The sequence below is a fragment of the Methanobrevibacter sp. genome (genome assembly GCF_045539575.1).
Classification (GTDB): domain Archaea; phylum Methanobacteriota; class Methanobacteria; order Methanobacteriales; family Methanobacteriaceae; genus Methanocatella.
The window spans coordinates 43121-65593 of record NZ_JAZQFM010000055.1; the positions used below are offsets into that span (position 1 = coordinate 43121).

At 38.0% G+C, this 22473-nt stretch carries 20 protein-coding genes; 4 read left to right on the plus strand and 16 right to left on the minus strand.

Annotation, left to right across the window (positions count from 1 at the left end; all coding sequences use genetic code 11):
* Window positions 1–23: 23 nt before the first annotated feature.
* The 4 genes from ACKI30_RS07080 to ACKI30_RS07095 form a co-directional block, all read right to left on the minus strand.
* Window positions 24–5075 (minus strand): cobaltochelatase subunit CobN, encoded by a 5052-nt coding sequence (locus ACKI30_RS07080; protein WP_407411127.1) that lies wholly within the window; start codon window positions 5073–5075, stop codon window positions 24–26.
* A gap of 240 nt (window positions 5076–5315) precedes the next feature.
* Window positions 5316–6680 carry an MATE family efflux transporter gene (locus ACKI30_RS07085; RefSeq protein WP_407411129.1) on the minus strand — a complete coding sequence of 455 codons (1365 nt, stop codon included), beginning with the start codon at window positions 6678–6680 and terminating at the stop codon, window positions 5316–5318.
* Window positions 6681–6718: 38 nt separating this feature from the next.
* Entirely contained in the window at window positions 6719–7711 is a 993-nt protein-coding gene (locus ACKI30_RS07090; RefSeq protein WP_407411131.1) for a tRNA-dihydrouridine synthase, read from the minus strand.
* A 50-nt stretch (window positions 7712–7761) separates the two neighbouring features.
* Entirely contained in the window at window positions 7762–8136 is a 375-nt protein-coding gene (locus ACKI30_RS07095) for a winged helix-turn-helix transcriptional regulator (protein WP_407411133.1), read from the minus strand.
* A gap of 77 nt (window positions 8137–8213) precedes the next feature.
* Between ACKI30_RS07095 and ACKI30_RS07100 the strand changes: the two genes are divergently transcribed.
* The 3 genes from ACKI30_RS07100 to ACKI30_RS07110 are packed head-to-tail and all read left to right on the plus strand — an operon-like array spanning window position 8214 to window position 10042.
* The gene (locus tag ACKI30_RS07100) at window positions 8214–8900 is read left to right on the plus strand and encodes a DsbA family oxidoreductase (RefSeq protein ID WP_407411135.1); all 687 of its coding nucleotides are present in this window, start codon (window positions 8214–8216) and stop codon (window positions 8898–8900) included.
* Window positions 8897–9586, plus strand: a complete 690-nt coding sequence (locus ACKI30_RS07105; RefSeq protein WP_407411137.1) for a metal-dependent hydrolase — start codon at window positions 8897–8899, stop codon at window positions 9584–9586. The genes ACKI30_RS07100 and ACKI30_RS07105 overlap by 4 nt, the downstream gene beginning before the upstream one ends.
* A gap of 48 nt (window positions 9587–9634) precedes the next feature.
* Window positions 9635–10042: a flavodoxin family protein gene (locus tag ACKI30_RS07110; RefSeq protein WP_407411139.1), complete on the plus strand. Its 408-nt coding sequence runs from the start codon at window positions 9635–9637 to the stop codon at window positions 10040–10042.
* Here ACKI30_RS07110 and ACKI30_RS07115 read toward each other — a convergent pair.
* The 8 genes from ACKI30_RS07115 to ACKI30_RS07150 all read right to left on the minus strand — a co-directional run bounded on the left by ACKI30_RS07115 (window position 10039) and on the right by ACKI30_RS07150 (window position 18363).
* On the minus strand, window positions 10039–10839 hold the full coding sequence (locus tag ACKI30_RS07115) for a hypothetical protein (RefSeq protein WP_407411141.1): 801 nt from the start codon (window positions 10837–10839) through the stop codon (window positions 10039–10041). The genes ACKI30_RS07110 and ACKI30_RS07115 overlap by 4 nt on opposite strands.
* Entirely contained in the window at window positions 10836–11621 is a 786-nt protein-coding gene (locus tag ACKI30_RS07120) for a hypothetical protein (protein WP_407411144.1), read from the minus strand. The genes ACKI30_RS07115 and ACKI30_RS07120 overlap by 4 nt, the downstream gene beginning before the upstream one ends.
* A gap of 13 nt (window positions 11622–11634) precedes the next feature.
* Window positions 11635–12210, minus strand: coding sequence for a TMEM175 family protein (locus ACKI30_RS07125; protein WP_407411146.1), 576 nt, complete (start codon window positions 12208–12210; stop codon window positions 11635–11637).
* 91 nt (window positions 12211–12301) lie between these two features.
* Entirely contained in the window at window positions 12302–13102 is an 801-nt protein-coding gene (locus tag ACKI30_RS07130; protein ID WP_407411148.1) for an SIS domain-containing protein, read from the minus strand.
* A gap of 147 nt (window positions 13103–13249) precedes the next feature.
* On the minus strand, window positions 13250–15694 hold the full coding sequence (locus ACKI30_RS07135) for a BspA family leucine-rich repeat surface protein (RefSeq protein WP_407411150.1): 2445 nt from the start codon (window positions 15692–15694) through the stop codon (window positions 13250–13252).
* 59 nt (window positions 15695–15753) lie between these two features.
* Entirely contained in the window at window positions 15754–16254 is a 501-nt protein-coding gene (locus tag ACKI30_RS07140; protein ID WP_407411152.1) for a nitroreductase family protein, read from the minus strand.
* Window positions 16255–17811, minus strand: a complete 1557-nt coding sequence (locus ACKI30_RS07145; RefSeq protein ID WP_407411154.1) for a chloride channel protein — start codon at window positions 17809–17811, stop codon at window positions 16255–16257.
* Window positions 17812–17889: 78 nt separating this feature from the next.
* Window positions 17890–18363, minus strand: a complete 474-nt coding sequence (locus ACKI30_RS07150) for a methylated DNA-protein cysteine methyltransferase (protein WP_407411156.1) — start codon at window positions 18361–18363, stop codon at window positions 17890–17892.
* A gap of 339 nt (window positions 18364–18702) precedes the next feature.
* Here ACKI30_RS07150 and ACKI30_RS07155 point away from each other — a divergent pair, with 339 nt between their 5' ends.
* A complete protein-coding gene (locus ACKI30_RS07155; RefSeq protein ID WP_407411158.1) occupies window positions 18703–20118 on the plus strand; it encodes an alanine/glycine:cation symporter family protein in 1416 nt (471 codons plus the stop codon).
* Window positions 20119–20418: 300 nt separating this feature from the next.
* Here the strand turns inward: ACKI30_RS07155 and ACKI30_RS07160 are convergent, their stop codons facing one another.
* The 4 genes from ACKI30_RS07160 to ACKI30_RS07175 all read right to left on the minus strand — a co-directional run bounded on the left by ACKI30_RS07160 (window position 20419) and on the right by ACKI30_RS07175 (window position 22460).
* Complete coding sequence (locus tag ACKI30_RS07160; RefSeq protein WP_407411160.1) at window positions 20419–20928, minus strand: hypothetical protein; 510 nt, start codon at window positions 20926–20928, stop codon at window positions 20419–20421.
* Window positions 20929–20975: 47 nt separating this feature from the next.
* Window positions 20976–21293 carry a transcription factor S gene (locus ACKI30_RS07165; RefSeq protein WP_407411162.1) on the minus strand — a complete coding sequence of 106 codons (318 nt, stop codon included), beginning with the start codon at window positions 21291–21293 and terminating at the stop codon, window positions 20976–20978.
* 191 nt (window positions 21294–21484) lie between these two features.
* Window positions 21485–21808: a DUF2149 domain-containing protein gene (locus ACKI30_RS07170; protein WP_407411164.1), complete on the minus strand. Its 324-nt coding sequence runs from the start codon at window positions 21806–21808 to the stop codon at window positions 21485–21487.
* A 7-nt stretch (window positions 21809–21815) separates the two neighbouring features.
* Window positions 21816–22460 (minus strand): MotA/TolQ/ExbB proton channel family protein, encoded by a 645-nt coding sequence (locus ACKI30_RS07175; protein ID WP_407411166.1) that lies wholly within the window; start codon window positions 22458–22460, stop codon window positions 21816–21818.
* Window positions 22461–22473: the final 13 nt, after the last annotated feature.

Genomic DNA, 22473 nt, shown 5'->3' on the forward strand with positions numbered 1-22473 from the left:
TTAAAAATAAAATAAAAAATGAACTATAATTTTTGATTGAATAGTTCATCTAAATTGCTTGATTTTTTATCTTCGTCTTTATCTCTAAAGTATCCGACTCCAATTATCAGAATTAAACAGATTACTCCCAATACGGCCAATAAACTCATACCAACTTCACTTGCGGATTGCTGGGTAACAGGATTTATCTCAATGGATTTTTTAACATCTGCACCCTGTGAGGAAGCTCCTCCTACTTCACCTTGTGATGCACTTTCACCGGCAGCTGAAACGGATTGACCATTTGAAGCTGAAGAAGAGTGTGAAAACTGATTGCTGTTGGTAGTTGAGTTGGATGAAATTGTGTTTGAAGATGTTGAACCTTCAGTCGGATTAGGAGTGGAAGGATCGACATTTGAAGGGTCAGTATTTTCTGGAGGAACGCTGTTGGTATTGTTTAAAAATACCGGATTTTGAGTTGCGTCATAAAGTTTCGGCAACAATTGGGCAAGTATGTCCGGATTAACATATTGCACTGCCCATTCCATCATTGCAATATTACCGCAACTGCAGTCACAACATGCAACACCGTTTTTGACTGTTGCCTGAGCCCAGGTATTTGCAATATCACTTACTGTCGCCTTGTCAGCATTCCAGTAACCTTCATGGATGGAAGTCAGCATTGTACCGCTCATGGAGATTAATGAATATGCATTGTTTCCGCTCATCAGCCAGTCTTTAACTCCAAGACCATATTTGTCCTTGTAATATGTATTGTAAACACGGTTCCACAGGTCATCAGAAACTGAAGACGGCCTTGTTACTTGCCATCCATATAAATTGCTGACAAATTTGTTTGACATGTAACGGGCTCCGCTGTACCCTTCCTTCATCATTCCGGAAATCCAGTTCGGATTGTCATATCTTGCAGCTATCTCACGATACATAACTTCTTCAAGAGATGAGATATATGCATTGTCCTTGTCCGAATACATCAACACGTTCATTTTTGGTGTTTTGCCTGAAACATTTTCTACAGCCATTGACAAGCCTCCCCAATAATCAAAGAAGTCATCATTATCTAATACTCCATATTGATTAGTGTTACGGCTTGTAACAATTGTATCTGAGTTTGAAAGTGCTCTTATGAAGACCAAAGGATTTGTATCTCCCCAATAGTTTTTGGAGTACATGTTACCCATTCTGCCCAGGTAGAACTGTGCCAACTCATCAGTGTCGTTCCATGTCCATGACATTGACACCAATTTTGATATTCCTGCACCGTAATCTCCATTTGGAGGAGCAAAGATACGTGTTATTGCACATTCCCCGGCATAACTTGCATTATATCCTATACCCATATAATATTGGCAGTCTTCAATCCAGTGCTGTGCAACATAATTTGAATCCAAAGGTTCATTTGAAACACCATAATAATTGATTGTCTGCATGACACCTTCCAAAGCCTGTTTCAAATCATCATCCAATGATTTGTCATTGATTAATGTGAAATAAGATCTTGCAAGGGCAACCCTATACGCATTGTCCATCAATATTGACTGAGATGAGTATAAATCCCTGAACAGTCCACTGGTAATTACAGTTACATCTATTCTTTTTTTATCCCATCCTTCAGGACGTGTTAAATCATCAAGTTTTATGACTTCGGGCATAGCCCCAACCTTTTTACCTGTAGGGTTTCCCTCATCATCATAGCCCGCACTTGAGGAATCTGTCCATACCGGTTTCATTCCAAGCAGATATAATACACTGGAAACCAATGCTCCATCATCCCTTGCTGTTTCGACACACCAGATTCCCATGATGACTTTTTCAGTAGTGTCATTAAGGCCGGATAATGTTAAAAGTGCAAGAGTCTTACCGTATTCCCATGCTTCCTGAGTTGGAAGTTCTGAAGATTGGTCCTGGAACATGTTTCCACCGGTTGGAAGAATAGCTGGCTTTACAACTATTTCCCCACCTTCACCAACAGGAATATAACGTCCATTCAATCCGTCAAGCATTGAATTTAACTCGGATGAAATGCTCTGATTGATAAGTCCAATGTATTCCTTAGCCAATTTAAGGCATGCAACGACATTTGAACTGTTGAGTTTGGCATTTTCAGAGCTAATTATTTGCGCTACATCATTGACATCCCAATAAATTAAAGCACGAACTATATCATATGATTTATTCAGGATAAATTCCCTTTCAAATGCTGTCAGTTCAGCATAATCTTTTGAGAAATATGCATCAGATAGCTCATCAAATAAATTAATTATTCCCTGATTGTTTTCTAAAACATAATCTTTTGAAAGCATTGCTGAAACAGTACTTGCCAGGTCCTGCTCAGTCCAAGGGTCACCCAATGCATGCAAACCTAATGGGTACAATGTATCCTGTGTTGAGACTAAAAATGCATTTACTTTATCTATAAGTGAATCGATTGAAATGCTTCTTATATCACTTTTATTCAATCCCAGATTTGTTGAATAGTCATTTGAAGTTATCAGGTCCCTTAATTGTGATTCTATTTTAGATTTTTCAGAACTGCTTTTGGCATTTTGATAGTCATTTATCATATTGGCCATAGCTGTAAGATTTCCATACAGATGAGTGTAGGACATTGGAGAGGTAAGATGAGAAATTATCACGGCAAAACCTCTTCTTTTTGCTTGTATTGCTTCAGCCAAACCGTCAGCAATATAGAAATACAACTGAGGAACATCTCCAACTACAACTGAACCGTAATCAGTTGCAGACAGGAGTATCTCCTTTCCAGGCAACCATTCGTGAGTTGCATGTCTTCCCACAAAGACCATTGCATTTGGATGTGTTGTCTGCATATAGTAATAAGCCGCCAGGTACTGGTGAGTTGGAGCGACAGCTGTACAGTGGTATAGGTTTTCAATATCAGATTCCCATCCCCTTTGAGGTTCAGGAGCTATGAAAACATTTCCAAAGGTCAAACCCGGAATGACAAAGTAGTCAGTTCCATTTTTATTGATCACCATCACGTTTCCGGGAGCTTCACCCCAACCGTTCAATCCGGAAATGTTTAAATTCTTAAATTCATCATAGTACTTTAAATATAAATTGTAATAATCTATAGACTGTGTTTTTGCATAATTTTTCAAGCTCAAAACAATATTTTCCAGAACTTTCTTTGCCTCGGACGCCTTATCGTCAGGCAATAGTGAAACAACCTGATTATACCAGTCATCAATGGTATCGGATATGGTTTTGGTATAGTTCAGCTCAACAGCCCTTTTTGTCAACTCTCCGATATATGCCACAGTCCCGTTGGTTACCTGTATTTTTACAATATCATCCAGTGAGTTGAACCATGAAGTATATTCCTTTACCGGAAGCAAGGTCACTTCAGAACGGTTAGCCAGCTTTGCAAGCTCACCGGGAGCCCAGTTAGCTACATTTATACCGCATGAGATAATCAGATTTTCAAGCTCTGATACGTTTTCAGGCAGTTGGCCAACATCATATCCTGCATCCTTTAAGGTGTAAAGCATATTATAGATACTTTTTATAGTATCAAGATAACTTGAGCCGATATTCTGTTTTCCAGGAGGATAATTGTAATAAATTATGGAAATCAATTTATCTTCGTTTAGTGTGTATTTTAAATCTACCCATGAATCGATTCTATCGGCTAGAAGTTCAATGTTTCCCTTGTGGGCAATATAAGTTGTTATTTCTGCTCCAGTTAAATTTGAAATATAGCTTGAAGCGCCACCAATGAATGTGGCATCGATTATTCCCTGAGTCTCTGCGATGGTTATGTGCCACCACTTGTCGCTTCTCTCAGTTGTCAAACCTGTTGAACCCAGTTCCCACTGCTCGTTTGAAACATAATCAGAGTGCACCGCCCTGAAAACGGGAACTCCGGCTTGCTCAAAAAAGTCTGTGGCTTTTGTGAAGTTTTCACCACCAACACCATAAGCAACCATAGAAACAATAGCATCAATGTAAATGTCATATGCAGATGAATTTGCCAAAAATCCTGAAATGTCTGAACCCGCACTTGTCCATGATTCAACCATTACTTTAAGCTGGTCGGAAGAACCTCCAGCGGCAAAAACAGGTATGACATTATATCCTCTGGATTCCAAAGACTCTATTATTGAATAACAGGTGTGCAATTGCTGTGATTCAATATACATTGTACTTTCCAACACCCCAACAGTTCTGTTAAAGTTGGGATTGAAAAAAGTGGCGATATACTCATCAAGGGAGTACCATCTGTCCCTGTAGATTCCGTAGGTCTTTGAACCGGTGAATGTAGGATTTTCAAACTCGACATCAAAGCCTAAATAATTTAAAATGCACAAAATCTGATTTTTTAAATTATCCTTGTCATTTAAATCCTTATAAAGAACTAATTTATTGAAAAAGGAGTTGAAATCTTTTGCATCACCTGTCAAAAAATTGTAAACATTGGAATAAGAGAGTCCCCTTTTTGTGTTTTTGAAATATTTGATTAATTCTTCATTTGGGATTGCAGTAAATAACTTATTGTAATTCAAGGTATTGTTTCTAATCAGTTTTATTGAACTTGAATCTGAATTTAAGTTACCTGAAGGAGGTTCCAAAATTAAAAACAGTTTTTTGTTGGACAAGTCAGGATTCTTTGAAAGAATGCTTGTTAAAACTGAATCAACATCATTGCTGACCCATTCACCAACAAAAGCATCACAGCTAGAAAGCAAATATGTCAGTTCACTTTCATCCATTGTTTTAATTTGATTACCGTTTCTTATAACCAAATTCACATTTTGAAGCTTTTTTTCTGCATCAAGTTCCAAGCTGGCCTTGTCAAGAATATTCGTTCCAGGATTATCACTGATTATAAATAAAGTAGTATTTTGAGAATTTGATAAATCCTCATATGAATTATCAATTGAAATCTTATTAGAGTCTACAGACTCCTCGATTTGAATTTCAACAATATCTCTGTCACTTTCACCTGTCGCCACAGTGTCATTTGATTCGGCAAACACTGTCTGCGTTACAAAACAAAAGGATAGCAATATTAGAATTATAAAAAGAATTGTCTGTTTATTTCTAGAAAATTTCATTTAAATCACTTCGTAGTATAATATTTAATAAAATTATTACTACAATTAATAAATTTGTAATAATTAATAATATAAAATTTTCTAAAAAAAGTAATACTAAATCGCTTTAAATTACCTAAATAGTAATAACAATTGTTCAAACTTATTAATAGTAATAATCCATATTTAAATATAATAATAAAAAGTAATACTATCTTAAAGTAATACAAAAAGCCCTAAATTAATAAAAAAAGTAATACTTTAGGTGAGACATTCATGTTTAAATCTTAGATTGAAAATCCAAATGAAAACAAAACCAACAATAGATCCTATGTTCATCCCGATGATTGCTCCGAGATAAACTCCAAAGACTCCCATATTCAGGACAATTCCCATAACATATGCAAATGCCATACTTAGCACAAGTTCCCTCAGGACTGTCAATGCCAGTGACTTGAAGCCTGAACCCACACCCTGATATGTATAGGCTGCAGTTGCACCAAAAGAAATCAGACAGTTATAGAACACCAGCAGCTGCAATATTTCAGCAGACCTCACAACCAGCGCCATGTTTCCGGCCTGAAAATTGAAAATTTCACATAAGGGATAGGCAAATACAAAGAATACTGCACAAATCAGAAGAGTGATTGCAAGACCCAACAGTGCCGAATATTTTATGGTCTCATCGAAGTTCGGCCAGTTACGGGCACCATATGCAACGCCTGAAACAGTTATTGTGGCTATTCCTATTGCCATGCACGGCAAAAAGGCAATGCAAATGAATCTCCAGGCAATTGTAAATGAAGCGACCTCACTCACGCCCGCAGTGCTTATAATCAGGTAGTTTAAAATGATTGCAACCAGTGCAAATATAATCTCTTCGGTTCCAGCCGGAAGTGAAACGACCAGAATTTCTTTGTATATTTCCATTTTGCGTTTGTAATAGCTGAACTTGAACTTGAAAAATGTATCCCTTTTAACGTAAATCCAGTAGAGCATCCATATCCATCCTATAAATGATGCTACCACCGTTGCAAGGCCCGCTCCAAATATTCCCAAGTCCAGGCCATAAATCAGTATAGGATCAATAATCATGTTTAAAACGGCAGTAAGAATTAGTGGATTGGTTGCACGGGCAACATCACCTTCCGCCCTGAAGACGCTTGCAGTAACGTTGGGTGCCAAAAACACAATATTCAATAAGAATATAACAGTTCCATAGCTTAGGCAATATGACTTGACAGACCCGGCACCCAAAAGAATTACCAAGTCATCCAAAAAGAAAATCCCTACAATTAAAACAATAACTGATACGATAACCATCAGGATAAATGAGTGTACAACAGCATTATTTGCATCCTCGAATCTTGAGGCTCCGACATACCTTGATATCAGCGAGTTTGAACCTGCGCTGATTCCATTTCCAAGACCAATGATGACCAGATACAAGGGTGAAATGAATCCCAGAGCGGCAAGGGCATCGGCGTTAATGCCTGCAACCCAGAAACTGTCAATCAAGTTGTTCAAAAACATCAGAAGCATTGAAAGGATAGTTGGAAAGGCCAGCCTGTTGATGGCCTTTCTGGGATTGCCCATGATTGATTCTATATTGTCATTGGTCTGCATAAGTATTATATTTCAAAAAGGCAGTATTTACTACTATCCTAAAAATGATAGCATGTGCTCTTTTTGGTCCTGTAGCAGTTGTTGCACATAAGACATCTTGACTCGTCACAGCTTCCATTTTTCCAATTTTTCAGAAAGTCATTTTCACAGACAAACGGTCTGTACATTGACATGTACTCGATGTTGGTGCTGTTTAAAAGCTCATTCATATGGTTCATATTGTTGAATCCGCCTCCGACAATTACCGGAACGTCAACAGAATCTATCAGCTCAGTAGTGTAGTCAATGAGCTCGCCTTCTGCGGACAGTTTTTTTGTGAAGTACAGTGGTGAGAGCGGTCTTGTTACCTGAATTGAATCAACGCCCACCTTTTCAAGAAGCTTGCATGCCTCAAGGCTTTCTTGTGAATCGAAACCGTCCTTTCTCTCATCAAATGAATTGACCTTTACTGAAACGTGCAGGTCAAGATTGTCCTTCATCACCTTGATGAGTTCCAGCAGCATTCTCATTCGGTTGAAGACATTGCCTCCGTAATCGTCTTCACGCTGATTATAATAGGGATTGATGAATTTTGACAAAAAGAAATTGTTTCCAACAGACAGCTGAATGCCGTCAAAGCCAGCATACTCAAGCTTCTGGGCGGCTTCAATGACGTCTGACTGTATCCTTCTTATGTCATCCACTGTCAGGTCATTTACCGGAATGTCAAGATCAATTCCTCGATTGTATTTAATGAATTCGACCTGTCCAAGAATGGGAACGCCGTAGCTGTGTGTGATTTCAGCAAGTTTTCTTGCCATTGTCATGAAATTCAAGCTGTCCATTCTGAATGAATGCTCTATGAACTTGTCTTTCGAATAGATTGAATAAAGCTCTGAAGTGATAAGGCCAACTCCGCTTGATGCTATCCTTTCATATCTGTTATATATTGCATCAAGATCTGTCTGCTGTGATTCCCAAAGGCCGGTTCTGATTATCCGGCTGTTGAGTTCCAAATCCCCTAATTTACATTTATCAAATATTGTTTTCATGAAAAGTAATTAGTCAAAAATAGTATAAAAAGAAATAAGTAATTCTGAACTTACTTGATGCCATACACTTCGCGATACTCTTTTAAAAGACTTTCCTTTTCCTCTTCTGTTCGTGTATCATCCAACTCATTGAAAAAATAGGAGGTTATCTCATAGAGTATCTTATTAGTTTTCAAACCCTTTTCAGTTAGGGAATATTCGGTTTTATTGTGAACTTCATCAGTTACAGTCTTTATTACCATGCCCTGTTCCTCCATATACTTCAGGGTTTGGGCAAGGACATGATTGCTTATTGTAGGATTCATCTGTTTGAACTCATTGAAGTGTGTCTTTCCATTGTAGATATTGGACATTATGCAAAAAATCCATTTCCTGTTAAATACATCCAGAGTGTTTCCGATTGGGCAAATGTTATTTTCAACCATATTATCAAGCAAGTAATTTTGTAATTACTTTATTATTTATTAATCAAATCTTTTAAATATTTCTTTGAGGTATTTAAATGAAAATTACATATTGGAGCGACTTTGCATGCCCATATTGTTATATAGGCAACACCCGTTTGAAAAGAGCTATAAAAGATTTGGATTTGGATGTGGAATTTGATATCCGCGCATTTGAACTTGACCAGAATGCACCTGAAGACGTTCAGTCAACCACCGTTGAGAGATTTGCCCTCAAATATGGCTTATCCATGGAGGATGCTGAAAAACAGGTTGCACAGATTTCAAGCCTGGGAATTGAAGAGGGAATTGATTTCAAGTATGAAACAACATTATACACCAACACCCGTGACGCACACAGGCTGATGAAACTGGCACAGAATAAATATCCTGAAAGCGTTGAAACACTCTCTACACTGCTTTTTGACGGATATTTTGTTGAAAATGAGAAACTGGCTGACCATGATGTGCTTTTAAAAATTGCACTTGAAGCGGGATTGGGCAAAGATGACATTGCAGAAGTCCTAAACGGCGATTTATATAATGATGATGTTGAAAAAGATGAGGGCATTGCACTTTCAGGAGGAATTCATGCAGTTCCGTTTTACTTGTTTGACGGAAAATACTCAGTTCCGGGCGCATTATCATACAATGATTTTAAAAGCGTATTGGCACAAATCATTGCAGAAAGTGAAGTGGAAGACAAGGAAGCCGACAACTGCGCTGACGGAGTATGTAAGATATGAAACTCAGATGGCTGGGCCATTCCGCTTTTGAAATGATATCAGACAGTGGCTTGAACATTTTAGTTGACCCATTCATACAGGCAAATCCCGCATGCCCCCTTAATGTCAGTGAAGTTCACCCTGATGTTGTCTGCATCACCCACGGCCACGCGGATCATTTCGGGGACGTCATTGAAATTGCCAGAATGAACCCCAATCTGGTTGTAATCACAAATTACGAAATATCCATTTACCTGCAAAGAAAAGGTGTCAATGCTATAGGAATAAACTATGGAGCATTTGTCAAAGTTGGAGATGTTGAAATTAGAATGCTTAAAGCTGAGCACACATCCACATTTGACTTTGAAATTGACACAAAATATGCCGGAAATCCAGGAAGCTTTCTTTTAACATTCGATGATGACATTAAAGTATTCCATGCAGGCGACACCGGGCTTTTCAGTGACATGAAATTCGTTATCGGAGACATATACAAGCCTGACATTGCCATTCTTCCTATCGGAAACATATTTACCATGGACATCAGGGAAGCGGCAGTGGCCAGTGAGTGGATTAATCCGGAATATGTGATTCCAATGCACTACAATTCCTTTCCGTCAATTGCACAAGATCCTGAAGAATTGAATAAACTGGTAAAAAACTGTAAAATATTGATTCCAGAAGTCCTTGAAAGCCTTGAATTTTAAAAAATATTTATATAAAATAAAATAATATTTAATAAAAGGTGTTATAAAATGAAAATTGCAATTAGATACTACACAAAAACTGGAAATACAAAAAAACTTGCAGAAGCGATATCCAGTGCAATTGACGTTGAAGCAAAAACAGTAGATGAACCATTGACCGAAGACGTTGATATCTTATTTTTAGGAAGCGCTGTATATGCGGCTGGAATTGATAAAAAAATCAAGGATTTCATCAAAAACATCAACGTTAATGTCGGCGAGGTCGTCAATTTCTCATCAGCGGCACTGATTGAGTCAACCTACAAACAGGTTAAAAATGAAGTTGAAGCAAAAGGATTGAAAATGAGTGAAGATGAATTCCACTGCAGAGGAGCATTCAAGTTCGTCCACAGAGGAAAACCTGACGACAATGATTTGAAAAATGTCCAGGAATTTGCAAAAAGAATAATTAATTAATTTTTCTTATTCTTTTTAATCTTATCTTCCAAATCATCAAATTTACTGTTCAGGTGCCTTTTGATGATAGCGACCGTCAGGGTTGCAGTACCGACACCGGACAATATGAAACCCGCCCAAACCAGAACTATAGCATTGAGCTTACCAACAGTTGATTCACCTAAAATAGCATAACCATTACTTGTAAAAGCATTTGAAACCATTTCCAATGAGTTTAAAGGACTGACATTTTCAACAGGCATAGTTATTAAAAAGCTGATGAAAATTATAGAGAACAAAAGCATTATAGTTATCCCCAAACTGTTTGTTTGGGTGTATTTCAGGAATTTTTCAAAGTAAACCTTAATGAAGTATATAAAGACTGCCTGGTGGAATATTTCAACAAGACCCAAGGCTATGCTTGAAAAAAGCAAATAGTTAAGTGAACCAACAGGAACTAAAAGCAGCAGCAGCCACTTATTTTTACGGCCTTCCCAGGCAATATCCATTGCAACAATTATGGAAATGAAAATGTCAAAGAATGCAAGATTATCCACACTGCTTCCCCAATTGAAGAGAGAATATAAAATATTCACAATAAAACACACTATCATTGCAAGGTAAAATACCTGATTTAAAGTGGTAATTTCCTCCTCCGGAAGATATTCCTTAGGATTTAAAAGCTTGTGAGACATTATGCGAGGATTTGAAGTTATCTTATTGTATGCGAATTTAACAACCTTCATTATCACGGCAAATATGCCTATGATTGCCAGAAGCTCTACGATAAAAATCACTATTTCAAAAGCGAGATTCATTGTTCCACCTCCCCGTCATCAATCAGTTCTTCAAGTCTTTTAATACGTTTGTTAAAGTATCTAAGCAATATAGCTGTAGTCAATGTTGCAGTACCTGCACCTGATATGACATAACCTCCCCAAACTAAGAGGAGACTGTTGAGTTTTCCAACAACACTATTTCCCAGAACCGCATAACCGTTACTGGTAAATGCATTGGAAACCATTACCAGTGAATTCAAAGGGTCCTGATTTTCAACGCCCATGGTCAATATGAAACTGGCGAATATTATTACAAACAAAAGAATGATTGTAAAGCCCAAACCGTTGCTTTCTGTATACTCCCTGAATTTCCTGAAGTATACGATGATAACATAAAGCAAAACTGGAATATGAATTAAATCAAATAGGAACAGGAATGAACTGCCGAACAATAAATAGCTTAATGATCCGAACGGCAACAGGAAAAAGACAATTAATTTATCTTTCCAGGATTCCTTATCCAATAAAATTACAGCAAACAAACATAGTGCAACGTCAAATACAGTAAGATAAAATATCTCCGCATCCAACACTATGAACGAATATACGAAATCAACGAAAAACAGCGCCATCATTATCAGATAGAAAACCTGTTTCAATGTTTGAATTTCCTCTTCAGGAAGATATTCCTGAGGGTTTAAAGCTTTATGAGAGCTATTTTGAACTGTCTTTACGATATAAATTCCAATAGCTATCACAACTAAAAATATTACCATTTCAATTGAAAAGTGAATTAACAATTCTGAAGTTATTCCCAGCATTTTATCATCTAAATTATCTTAATGAATATAATATTGACCTCACGATTGTAATCAGGACACATACGCTTATTAAAATTGGATGGCCTAAGAATGCGCCAACCAAACCCACAACAAATAATGCTGTAGGAATTATAATGGAATTTTTTACATCAAGTGCCTCTTTGAGGAACTCTTGGTCAGGATTCATTTTAATCAGTGACTGCGCCATTACGTATAGAATGACATTGATTAAAAGAAAGTCAACACCATAGAGAACCTGTGTAAGGAATGAAAACGGATTGTTTGCAACAAATATGGTCAGATAAGGCACTACTGATACAATCAGCATCAGTAATATATTCAACCATATGATCTTTGCATTGATTTTATCCACATGCTGATAAATCAGATGGTGATACTGCCATAGATTTGTACAAACTAAAAAACTAATAAGATAAGCAAAATAGGACGTTTTAATTGCCCATATTGAAGCCAGGGATGCAGATGCAGGTTGGGGAAGTTCCAAAACAAGAACTGTCACTATAATTGCAATGATTGCATCATAAAATGCTTCAAGCCTACCGGTTTCCATGTAATTAATTTTACCCATATTTTAATATTTATAAAAACAAGTATTAAAAACTATATACTCAAATAGATTTTTCAAAAAAAATTATGAAAATGAATAGAATACTATTCATTTAAATTGCACTGCTTAAAACATCATGATACGCTTTCAAGTCTTTTTCACGTAAGTTTAACTTGTCCATCAGCTCAACTATCAATGCGTCAAGCAATACCAATGCTGAGATTTCAAAAGCTGTTCCCATCAAAATCAATTCCAATGGACGGTAGATATTACTGATTGCATAGATTTCATGAGGCAGACTATACATCTGAGCCATGATTTTCTTATCGGCCATGTCAATATTTTTCCTTGGAAGCTCATCAAGCTGACGTTTAACCTCGTCGGTCTTTTCAAAATTCATGATTGTCTTAGGTAAAAATTCAATGAACCTTTCAATGTCTGAATCCTCAAGGTTTACAAGCATCTGAGGCAGGGAATCTATTACGATTCTTGCATCGGATTTCTGAGCAAGTTCTGATTCGGTATTTCCGCAAACAGCAAGGAATTTAACATTGTCTATATTGGAATCTTCAACAATCTGAGTGATTGAATTGGATTTTCCTGATTTTGAAATGATGATAATGATGTCCCCGTCCTGTACCGGAGGAGCGATTGTTTCATTGAACACATAAACATAAAATCCCAAATGCATAAGCCTCATTGCAAATGATTTTGCAACAAACCCTGATCTGCCCGCACCGGCAAGGAAAATTGTTGTTTTTCTTTCTTTAGATGTGCGTTTATTTGAAGCTGTCAATATTATATCTCTAAACTTGCAGATAGCTTCTTCCTGATTTTCTAAAACTAATTTTGTTCTATTAAGATTTTTTAGGATTTCATCCAATGATAAATCCATATATTTTAACTCAGACATGTCATTCAACCTTTTTTATACTTTAAAATTTTAAACTGATTTTACAATATCAACTACACTAACTGTATATTTCACATGACTTAAAATATTATCTATCGTCTATGTCAGTGCCGTGAAGTTTTTGAAAAAAAAAGTAAATAGGATAGATTACTCTTCAGACTCTTCGCCGGCGTCATCTGAAGCATCTTCCTCGGAATTTTCCTCAACGTCCTCTTGCGGAACGCTTTTACGTCTAAGGGCCACATCATTGAACCATGCGGGTGTTTTTTGCAGTGCTTCACATCCGCCAAAAATCAGTTCGGCGTCTTCAATGTTGTTGATATTCCAACCATTTAAAGGTGAAGCATCAACCAATGCAGGGCAGTCGAAAAACATGTGATCAATTGCTGTGACATTGCTTACTGTCCAGTTGGCCAGAGGAGAAATGTCTGTGAGTTGTCTTGCATGTTCAAACATTCCTGAAAGGTTTGTGACACTGCTCACATCCCATTCGGATAAAGCAGATATGTTTTTTAAAGCTATGCAGCCGAAAAATACGCCGTTCATATTTTCCACTTTGGAAACATTCCAATTTTTCATATAAAATACATTTGCAAGGGATATGCAATTCCAGAACATTGCCCTCATGTATTTCAGACTGGAAACATCCCACCCTGCTAACGGTGAAATGTCATAAAGTGACAGGCATCCCAGAAACATTCCGTTCATGTTTTCCACATTGGACACGTTCCAGTCTGATATCGGTGAAAAGTCAGTCATATACTTGCATCCGTGGAACATGAAGTTCATTTCACGGACATTGCTTACATCCCACAGCTTTAAAAATGAAATGTCAACCAGGGATTCGCATTTTGTAAACATTCCAATCATCTTTTCAGCCTTATCAACGCCGAATGCGAAAATAGCTTTAAGGGACCTCAAATCGCCGTACCTTTCGCTTAAATCTGTTTTGCCGGACAAGTCCTCATTGACATAAATCACGTCATGCCTGTTTTCCACCTTGCTCCAGCTTGTGAGGTTGGTTCCGTCCTTCAATATGATTAAAACGTCATGCTCGCCCAAATCGAAAATGTTGTCTGTGGTTATGTTCAGCCTGTTGAATTCCTTAAGATACGGACTTATTCCGGTAAACACCCCTTCCCTATACCATACAGGATACTTTTCAATGTTTTCACATCCTTCAAATACATCTTCGGCATAGTTAATGTTAAGAGTCCAGAAGTCAAGCTTTCCAGCATCGCTCAGGCCTTTGCAGTCCTTGAACATCCTGTTTATGTTGTCAACATTGACAACGTTCCATTTTTTCAATGGGGATATGTCTTCGAGCTCTTCGCATCCGTCAAACATCTCCTCAAGAGAATCAATTTTGGAGACGTCCCATTCACATAAAGGTGAAATGTCCTTCAGGCTGCTGCAGTCCTTAAACAATCCTGTCAGCCTTGTGATTTTTGATATGTCCCAATCCTTCAAACCGGAAATGTTTGTCAGCATCGCGCAGCCATTGAAGAGGTCGTCCATAGCTATAACGTTTGACAGGTCCCATTCAGCCAATGCGGAGGCATCCTCGAGAGACTCGCATCCGCAAAACATTTCAAGCATGTTTTCAGTTTTTGAAATGTCCCATTTGGACATTGCTGAAATGTCAGTCAGGCTTCTGCAGTCCGCAAACACCCTTTCAAGAGATGTGACATTTGAAACGTCCCAGTTTTTAAGGGCGGAAACACTTTTTATGGAACTGCAGCCGTCGAAAAGCCCTGCCATTCTGGTTATATTGGAGACATCCCAGTTTTTCAGGGCGGAAATGTCTTCAAGTGATGAACAGTTGTTGAATAATGAAAGCAGACTTGAATTTTCAGTCATTTCGGACAGGTCCCAATTTTTAAGGGCGGAAATCTTTTTGAGTGATTCGCAGCCCCTGAACATTGCGGTTATATTAAATACGCTTGATAAATCCCAATTTTTAAGTGCGGAGATGTCGGTAATTGACTCGCAAAAATCGAATATGCACGCCATGTCCCTTACATTGCCCACATCCCATTTCTTAAGGCCTGAAATATCCTTCAGGGAATAGCATTCTGAGAATATGTAGTGCATGTCAGTGACATTTGACACGTCCCAATCCTTAAGGGCTGAAACGTCTTCAAGGGATGAGCAGTATCTGAACATGTTGGCCATTGATGTCAGGCTGGAAACGTTCCACTCCTCCAGTGCGGAAATATCCTCCAGGGAAGCGCATCCGTCAAACATTCCGGCCATGCTTGTTACCTGTGAGACATCCCATGACTTCAGGGAAGTGATATCTGCGAGGGATTCGCATCCCCTGAACATGCCTTCCATGTTCTCAACGGCACCGAAACCGAATGCGATGATAGCCTTAAGATTGACAAGTCCCTCATACCTGTTGGCCAAATTCGTTTTACCGAAGAGATCCTCACTTATGTAGATAATATCCTCCTTATTGTCCACATATTCCCAACGGGTTAAGTTAGACCCATCCTTTAAGATTATCAGAACTTTCAAGTCATTCAGTTCATGAATGCTTTGAGTGGTTGTATTCAATAGCTCAAATTCCCTAAGTTGTTTGCTTATCATAGTCCCATCTGCTTAAAAAAAATTTAGATAATAATACTATGTTTTCAAAATATTTAAAATTAAAATTTATGGTAGTGAACTTTTGTCTCATCATATCTGAGTTTCACTTCACTTTCATGTGCGGGATAGCCAACGCATATTACTGAAAAGGGAATGCAGTAATCGGGAATTTCCAGATATTCCTTGAGTTTTAATGTCCTGTCTTCAATCGGATGAAAACCTAACCAGACAGCACCAAGGCCTTCATGAGTGGCCTGAAGAAGGATGTTTTCGTTGCATGCCCCAAGGTCCTGTTCAATCATTCCGATTACACATGCCTCATTGAGATTTCCCAGAGTAATTATCAGATGAGATGCCTTTTGGGCAGGTTTTGCAAACTGATGCATCCTGGAAATTGCCAACTTGTCCTCAGGCTTTGACACTACAATGAATTCCCAAGGCTGTGAATTGCACGCTGAGGGTGCCTGCATGCCTGCCTTAAGGAGAGTTTCTATTTTCTCATCAGGCACTTTTTCATCTGTAAACTTACGCACACTATGTCTTTTAAAAATCAAACTCATTTAACCACCGAAAAGCTCTTCAATCTCTTCACGAACATAAGGATAGTCATTAACATCAGTCAGAATGTGAATCTGGTCACCGTATTTTATATGGAAATCCTCACTCGGAATAATGTACTTGCCGTTTCTTATAACTGACACTACGATTGCGTTTTTAGGAAATGGAATGTCTTTCACTTTAAAATTAATGTAATTGCAATCCAACGGCACAAGATACTCGCTCAACACATGTTTTGAAGGTTTTTTAACAAATTCACGGTTTTTATTAACAAGCAGCCTGTCATACAGTGACTCATAAATCGGCTCGTTTCCGAGAAGTGTAGGTACAACATAAGCTATAAGAGAAACAATGACCATTGCCACAAGGGACTCTGTTGAGCCGCACATCTCAGCTATAAGGACGATACCGGTAATCGGGGACCTTACGGTAGCTGCAAAAAATCCTGCCATTGAAATCACAATGAACTTGTAAACCAGCGCCTGCTCAAATCCGAATGCAGGAACCACAATTGACCCGAAGACCGCTCCAATATAAGCGCCCAATACCAGTATAGGTAAAAATATGCCACCGGGAGCTCCGGATGAGAATGAAAACATTGAAAAGAGATATTTCATTACAAGAAGCAATACCAGCACTCCAAGTGAAGGCATTGCTATGCCCAGCATGTCCATCATGAAGTGTCCGCCGTCACTGATTTCCGGAATTGTAAGTGCGACAACACCTGAAACCATGAAAACCAATACAAACTTAAGCCAGGACGGAATATTCAGCCTGTTTACAAGGTCGCTTGACTTTATCATTCCTATATTGTAGACGTAACCCAAAAGACCTATTGCAACTCCCAGCACAACAAGAAGCCAGTAGGATTCAAGGGGAATGTTGTGGATTGGAAATGTAAGGGCTGTTGACTGGCCGAATATCACCTTTGATATGAAATCGGACACGATAGCTGAAACAAGTGCAATGAATACAAGAGTCTTGTCGAATCCGTGATTGATTTCCTCCAAAACAAAAAGCACACCTGCAAGTGGAGCGTTGAATGCGGCTGTAATACCTACTGCAGAACCTACCAGAATCAGCCTGAGCTCATCGGTTTTGGATCCCTTGAAAAGTTTTGCAATTCCCTTACCTGCCATACCACCAATCTGGACTGACGGACCTTCAGGACCAAGTGAGAGTCCCCCAAGAGCAGTTAAAACTCCGGAAACTATTTTGGAAAATAATACTTTTGCCCAATTAGCTTCCATGTGACCCTTTACCTCTGCATACACCTGAGGTATTCCACTTCCTGCAGAATCAACTTCCCATTTTGTGAGAAAGTCGACCAAAAGCCCCATAACCGCAAGAGCGATGAAAAACAGAATTATGTACAACACATTTCCATGTATTACTGACAAATAATCTCTTAAAACATGTTCTGAACCGTACAATAAAAACCTGTACAAACACACCATCAATCCGGCAAATATACCTACCATAACTCCCTGAACGGTTAAACGGAAAATATATTTTGGATTTTCAGCCACGGATTTTATTGTTTTTTCAAGAGACTTCATTAATTAATACTTTATTTTAAATCATATAAATTATTTCACAAAAAAAGAAAAAGAGAATAGAAAACCTATTCAATCATATTACTTTTCAAACTCATAGAGATACTTTTCATAATCTTGAACAAGATATCTGATATTTTTACGGCCTTTTGTGGTGAATGTGAAACCTTCCGCCTCAAGCATTTTCTTTTGATATTCAATTCCGCCTGGGTATTTCGGATTCAGTTCACCGCCACTTTTCAGTGTTCTCCAGAATGGAATCCTGCCAGTTTCACGTTCACAACTTGCCCTTGCAGCCAGAGATATGAATATTCCCGCTGTCAAAGGACAGGTAAATTCGGCACCGTGCTTTTTTGCTAAAAATTCACGGATTTCCTTGGTTGTAATTAATTTGCCTTCCGGAATATGAGACATGATTTCATCATATTCCAAAGGCGGCGCAATCAACATTTGGCTTCCGCCATAACGTTCAACTGACCTTTCATCATCAACAGTTACGATTTTAGGCATGTCCTTAGAGTCTTGCAATTTTTCATTGAATGTCTTGCGAGCCATAATATCACCAATTCAAATTTGTAAACAGATATTGTGCATTCAGTCCATATATACTTATGTACCATATGTTATTTTTAATCACTGAATAAAATTTGATACAAAAAAATACATTATGGGTATTGAAAAACACCGATTTAAAAACTCATTACAAAATCTGAATAAAGAAATAATTTCAGTAATAAAATTTGAATACATGATTATTTATTATGATAAAATACTATCTCTATGGCTTTTTTATCAATATTAGATGAATAGTACACATTTATTAAAGTATTACTGACAATATATATTATATTGGATTCAAAAATTATCGAATCACTAACTTACAAGGATGACTTTATGATAGATTTACTCAATATACTAATACAAATCGATGACTTTTTGTACTTTCCTGTTCTGATTATAGTAATGGCAGTTGCAGGATTGTATTTCACTTTTCGTACAAGAGGAGTTCAAATCAGATTGGCAATTGAGTCTGTAAGACTTCTATTGGAACCAAAAGAAGATGACAACTCCGTATCATCCCTGCAGGCGATGCTGGTGTCCACCGCATCAAGGGTAGGGACAGGAAACATTATTGGTGTGTCAACAGCAATCTGTATTGGTGGTCCGGGAGCATGTTTCTGGATGTGGCTCATGTGTATTATCGGAGCATCATCCGCATTCATGGAAAGTACCCTGGCACAGATTTATAAAAGAAAGGACAATGAAGGACAGGCATACGGAGGTCCTGCATATTACATAGAAAAAGGACTGAAGCAGCACAAGCTTGCAATAGTGTTCTGCATATGCCTAATTGCAACATACGCACTTGGATTCAACTTGTTATGTTCATATAACCTCCAGTCCACATTTATGGATTACCACTTCTACCACCCTACAACCACTCCGCTCATCATAGGTGCTATTCTAGCCCTCATTACAGGATACTGCCTGATGGGAGGAGGAAACAGGATCATCAAGGTTACCAGTACAGTAGTGCCTCTCATTGGTGGAGCATACGTTCTCGTTGCTTTAATCGTGATTTTAATAAACTATGCAAATATTCCATCAATGTTTGTTCTTATTTTCCAGGACGCATTTGATTTCAAGTCAATTGCAGGGGGAGTTCTCGGATCCTGTCTTGTTTACGGAATCAAAAGAGGACTCTTTTCAAACGAGGCAGGTGTAGGTTCAGCACCAAACGCTTCAGCTTCCGCAAAAGTGTCACACCCTGCAAAACAGGGACTTGTACAGACACTGTCAGTTTATATTGATACATTAATCATCTGTTCCGCTACCGCATTGATGTGCCTTTCCACAGGAGTTGCAAGAGACGCAGCAGTTTCAGGCGCTCCATATGTGCAAAATGCAATTTCAACAGTGTTCGGAACTGCAGGACCAATATTCATCACAGTAGCTATGACATTATTCGCATTCACAACATTGCTCGGAAACATTTACTACGTGGACAATGCACTTGCGTACATGAACCATCAGAAAAAACCTTCAGAAAGATTCATGAAAGTTTTCTATGTAGCATGTACAATCGTTATCTTTGTCGGCGCTATCATCCCGATGGATGCGGCCTGGGCTGCAGCGGACATTACCATGGGAGCAATGACCCTTATCAACCTTCCGACATGTATGATTCTGGGAAAATATGCTATTGGATGTCTGAAAGATTACGAAATACAGAAAAAAGCGGGAAAAGACCCTGTATTTAAAGCAAGCTCAATCGGCATCAATGAAGAAGACCTTGATTTCTGGAAATGAATCTTTTCATTCCCCCAACACCATTTATAGCCTCACCATCAACTTAATTTTTTATAATTTTTAGAGTATTATTAATCAGAGATTTTCAAATCCGGAAAAAGTTTCAATATCTTTTTTACAAGTATACATGATTCTTATTAAATATTCTATAGAACATTATCAAATAAAGCAAATGGAAAGTAGATATAAAAATTATCAAAGAAAAAGTAGTATCTTATGTTTTAAGAGTATCACAAATGCATTAAAATAACATGAGAATATTTGGAAAAAAATAAAAAAAGTTAGTGAGATATTATCTCACTATTTAATTGTTATTTTTACCTTTTTGCTTGCACTGTTGTATGTTTTGTCACCAGCAAACTTAATGACAGCCTGGAAGTTACCTTTCTTGGTCAGTTTAAGTGAGAAGGTAGCTTGTCCTTTAGCGTTGATTTTTGCAGTTGCTTTGTAAGATTTAGCAGCGGCTGAAATTGTAATCGGTTTTTTGACTACTTCAAGCATTGCGGAAGCAAATGTCGCATTGTATGTATCATTTCCGAGGAAACATGGAGCGCATGTGTAGTAGTTAGCATCCTGCAAGTTGATTTGAAGATGAGCAACACCTTTTTCATCAGTTTCTTTAATGTGCACCCAACCGTTAATAGCAAAGTAGACAACTTGATTTGCAAGTGGATTGCCTTCACTATCAGTCAGCAATACGTCAAAGTATGCTCCTCTCTCACCAGCTTTAAAGTCAACAGCATAAACCTTCAATCTGTAACCGTTGGTTATGTTGAATTTTGTAGCAAACTCCATATCCTTAATATCCAATTTAATTGAATTGATTACTGAATTTTAAAAAAAAGAATTAATTGAAGCTAATTTGAGCTTCTCCAGGTGTTTCCGCATTTGGCGCAACGTATAAAATTGGTTGGTGCCTCATCTGCAGATCTGGTCTGTACTGTCCACCAGTAACCCTTGGTTCCGCCGCATTTATAACATGTAATTTTTGTAGTGGGAAGCGCCACATTGTTTCTGTCTGTAACTATGACCTTCGCCTGAGGGTTGGTTTCTCCTTCCATGTGATACTGCTCCTCGATATCGTCGTCAGTCAGTGATTTTTCATAGCCGCATCTACATTTAATCTTGCCGTTTTTAGGCATTAACATCTTACCGCAATCAGGACAGAATTCCATATAACTAAACACCATCAACAGTTAATAAGTACCGATTTGATTATAGATAATGCATAAAATATCAGTGCACCTGCACAATCAAATCATGAAAAAATTCGTTAGTTAAAGTTAGATTGTAACTTAAACATAAAGGTTTTGGTAAAAATAGAAATTCGCAAAAAATAGTAAAAAAAAGTTTTGTTGTGAAAGGACTAACCTTCCACCATAATCAGCTTACCCGTCGCAGGGTCCTTGTAAACCTTACCCATTTCAGTATATCCCTGACCTGAGCTGTTTGAAGTATCAGGAGTTTCATTCAGCTGCTGGCCCTGGTCAACTTCAGTCATGGTCTGTTGCTGCATTTGTTCTTGAATGTTCTGGCTTGGATCAATCATAGCCTGCATGTTCCAACTTATGATTACAAAAACTAAAAATCCAACAGCAATAACAAGCATTGCATCCACAAGGTTGGATGTACCTGCCATTGGGTCTTCTTCGACTCTTTTAGCCCTTCGTCTTCCCTGTTTTCGTACCATAAAATCACTATCTATTCATTCTGTCAAGAACTGAATCTATCAAGGCATCCAAATCGGACAGGTATCTGTCATACCATCCGGATCTGATTTTACCGATAACATAACATAATGCACCTGAACCGATACCTACAATTGTAGTGTTGAACGCAACGGTCAAGGAGCTTGCAAGGGTATTGATGTCTCCTGCACCCAATGCTGCAAGACCCGGACCCATAGGAATCAATGTACCCATTAAACCTAATGTAGGTCCGATACGTGTAATGATATCGGTCTTTTGTAAATTATTCATGGTCTTTTCCTCTTCAAACTCGAACAATTTACGGGCCAATGCCTCACGGGAATCATTTCCTAAGGCATCGGAAGATGCGATTTCAGTCAAGACCTTTTTTTGAGCTTTTGGAATTTTAGCTCCGGAAATAACACTTTTTAATTTTTCATGAGATTCAGCGGCATTGATTTGATAAATCAAGTCCCTGATAGTTCCCACAGGAACCTTTTTTCTTGATGTGTACTCCGCAATTACCCCACCTAAAGATATAATTGAGATTATAACAATTACAAGCAAAATAACAAGTACCGGAATTGTTAAACTTTGTGAAATCACATCAAGAGAACCAGTTAAAAATTCTCCACCTGGAATATTTAAAGCCATATTTTTTTCACCT

Bases quoted from the DNA above. Each gene is read 5' to 3' on its own strand.
- ACKI30_RS07100 (WP_407411135.1), top strand. From the start codon at position 8,214: ATGAAAATTACATATTGGAGCGACTTTGCATGCCCATATTGTTATATA.
- ACKI30_RS07120 (WP_407411144.1), bottom strand. From the start codon at position 11,621: ATGCTGGGAATAACTTCAGAATTGTTAATTCACTTTTCAATTGAAATG.
- ACKI30_RS07130 (WP_407411148.1), bottom strand. From the start codon at position 13,102: ATGTCTGAGTTAAAATATATGGATTTATCATTGGATGAAATCCTAAAA.
- ACKI30_RS07095 (WP_407411133.1), bottom strand. From the start codon at position 8,136: ATGGTTGAAAATAACATTTGCCCAATCGGAAACACTCTGGATGTATTT.
- ACKI30_RS07105 (WP_407411137.1), top strand. From the start codon at position 8,897: ATGAAACTCAGATGGCTGGGCCATTCCGCTTTTGAAATGATATCAGAC.
- ACKI30_RS07145 (WP_407411154.1), bottom strand. From the start codon at position 17,811: ATGAAGTCTCTTGAAAAAACAATAAAATCCGTGGCTGAAAATCCAAAA.
- ACKI30_RS07115 (WP_407411141.1), bottom strand. From the start codon at position 10,839: ATGAATCTCGCTTTTGAAATAGTGATTTTTATCGTAGAGCTTCTGGCA.
- ACKI30_RS07090 (WP_407411131.1), bottom strand. From the start codon at position 7,711: ATGAAAACAATATTTGATAAATGTAAATTAGGGGATTTGGAACTCAAC.
- ACKI30_RS07175 (WP_407411166.1), bottom strand. From the start codon at position 22,460: ATGGCTTTAAATATTCCAGGTGGAGAATTTTTAACTGGTTCTCTTGAT.
- ACKI30_RS07140 (WP_407411152.1), bottom strand. From the start codon at position 16,254: ATGAGTTTGATTTTTAAAAGACATAGTGTGCGTAAGTTTACAGATGAA.
- ACKI30_RS07110 (WP_407411139.1), top strand. From the start codon at position 9,635: ATGAAAATTGCAATTAGATACTACACAAAAACTGGAAATACAAAAAAA.
- ACKI30_RS07080 (WP_407411127.1), bottom strand. From the start codon at position 5,075: ATGAAATTTTCTAGAAATAAACAGACAATTCTTTTTATAATTCTAATA.
- ACKI30_RS07150 (WP_407411156.1), bottom strand. From the start codon at position 18,363: ATGGCTCGCAAGACATTCAATGAAAAATTGCAAGACTCTAAGGACATG.
- ACKI30_RS07085 (WP_407411129.1), bottom strand. From the start codon at position 6,680: ATGCAGACCAATGACAATATAGAATCAATCATGGGCAATCCCAGAAAG.
- ACKI30_RS07155 (WP_407411158.1), top strand. From the start codon at position 18,703: ATGATAGATTTACTCAATATACTAATACAAATCGATGACTTTTTGTAC.
- ACKI30_RS07165 (WP_407411162.1), bottom strand. From the start codon at position 21,293: ATGGAATTCTGTCCTGATTGCGGTAAGATGTTAATGCCTAAAAACGGC.
- ACKI30_RS07170 (WP_407411164.1), bottom strand. From the start codon at position 21,808: ATGGTACGAAAACAGGGAAGACGAAGGGCTAAAAGAGTCGAAGAAGAC.
- ACKI30_RS07125 (WP_407411146.1), bottom strand. From the start codon at position 12,210: ATGGGTAAAATTAATTACATGGAAACCGGTAGGCTTGAAGCATTTTAT.
- ACKI30_RS07135 (WP_407411150.1), bottom strand. From the start codon at position 15,694: ATGATAAGCAAACAACTTAGGGAATTTGAGCTATTGAATACAACCACT.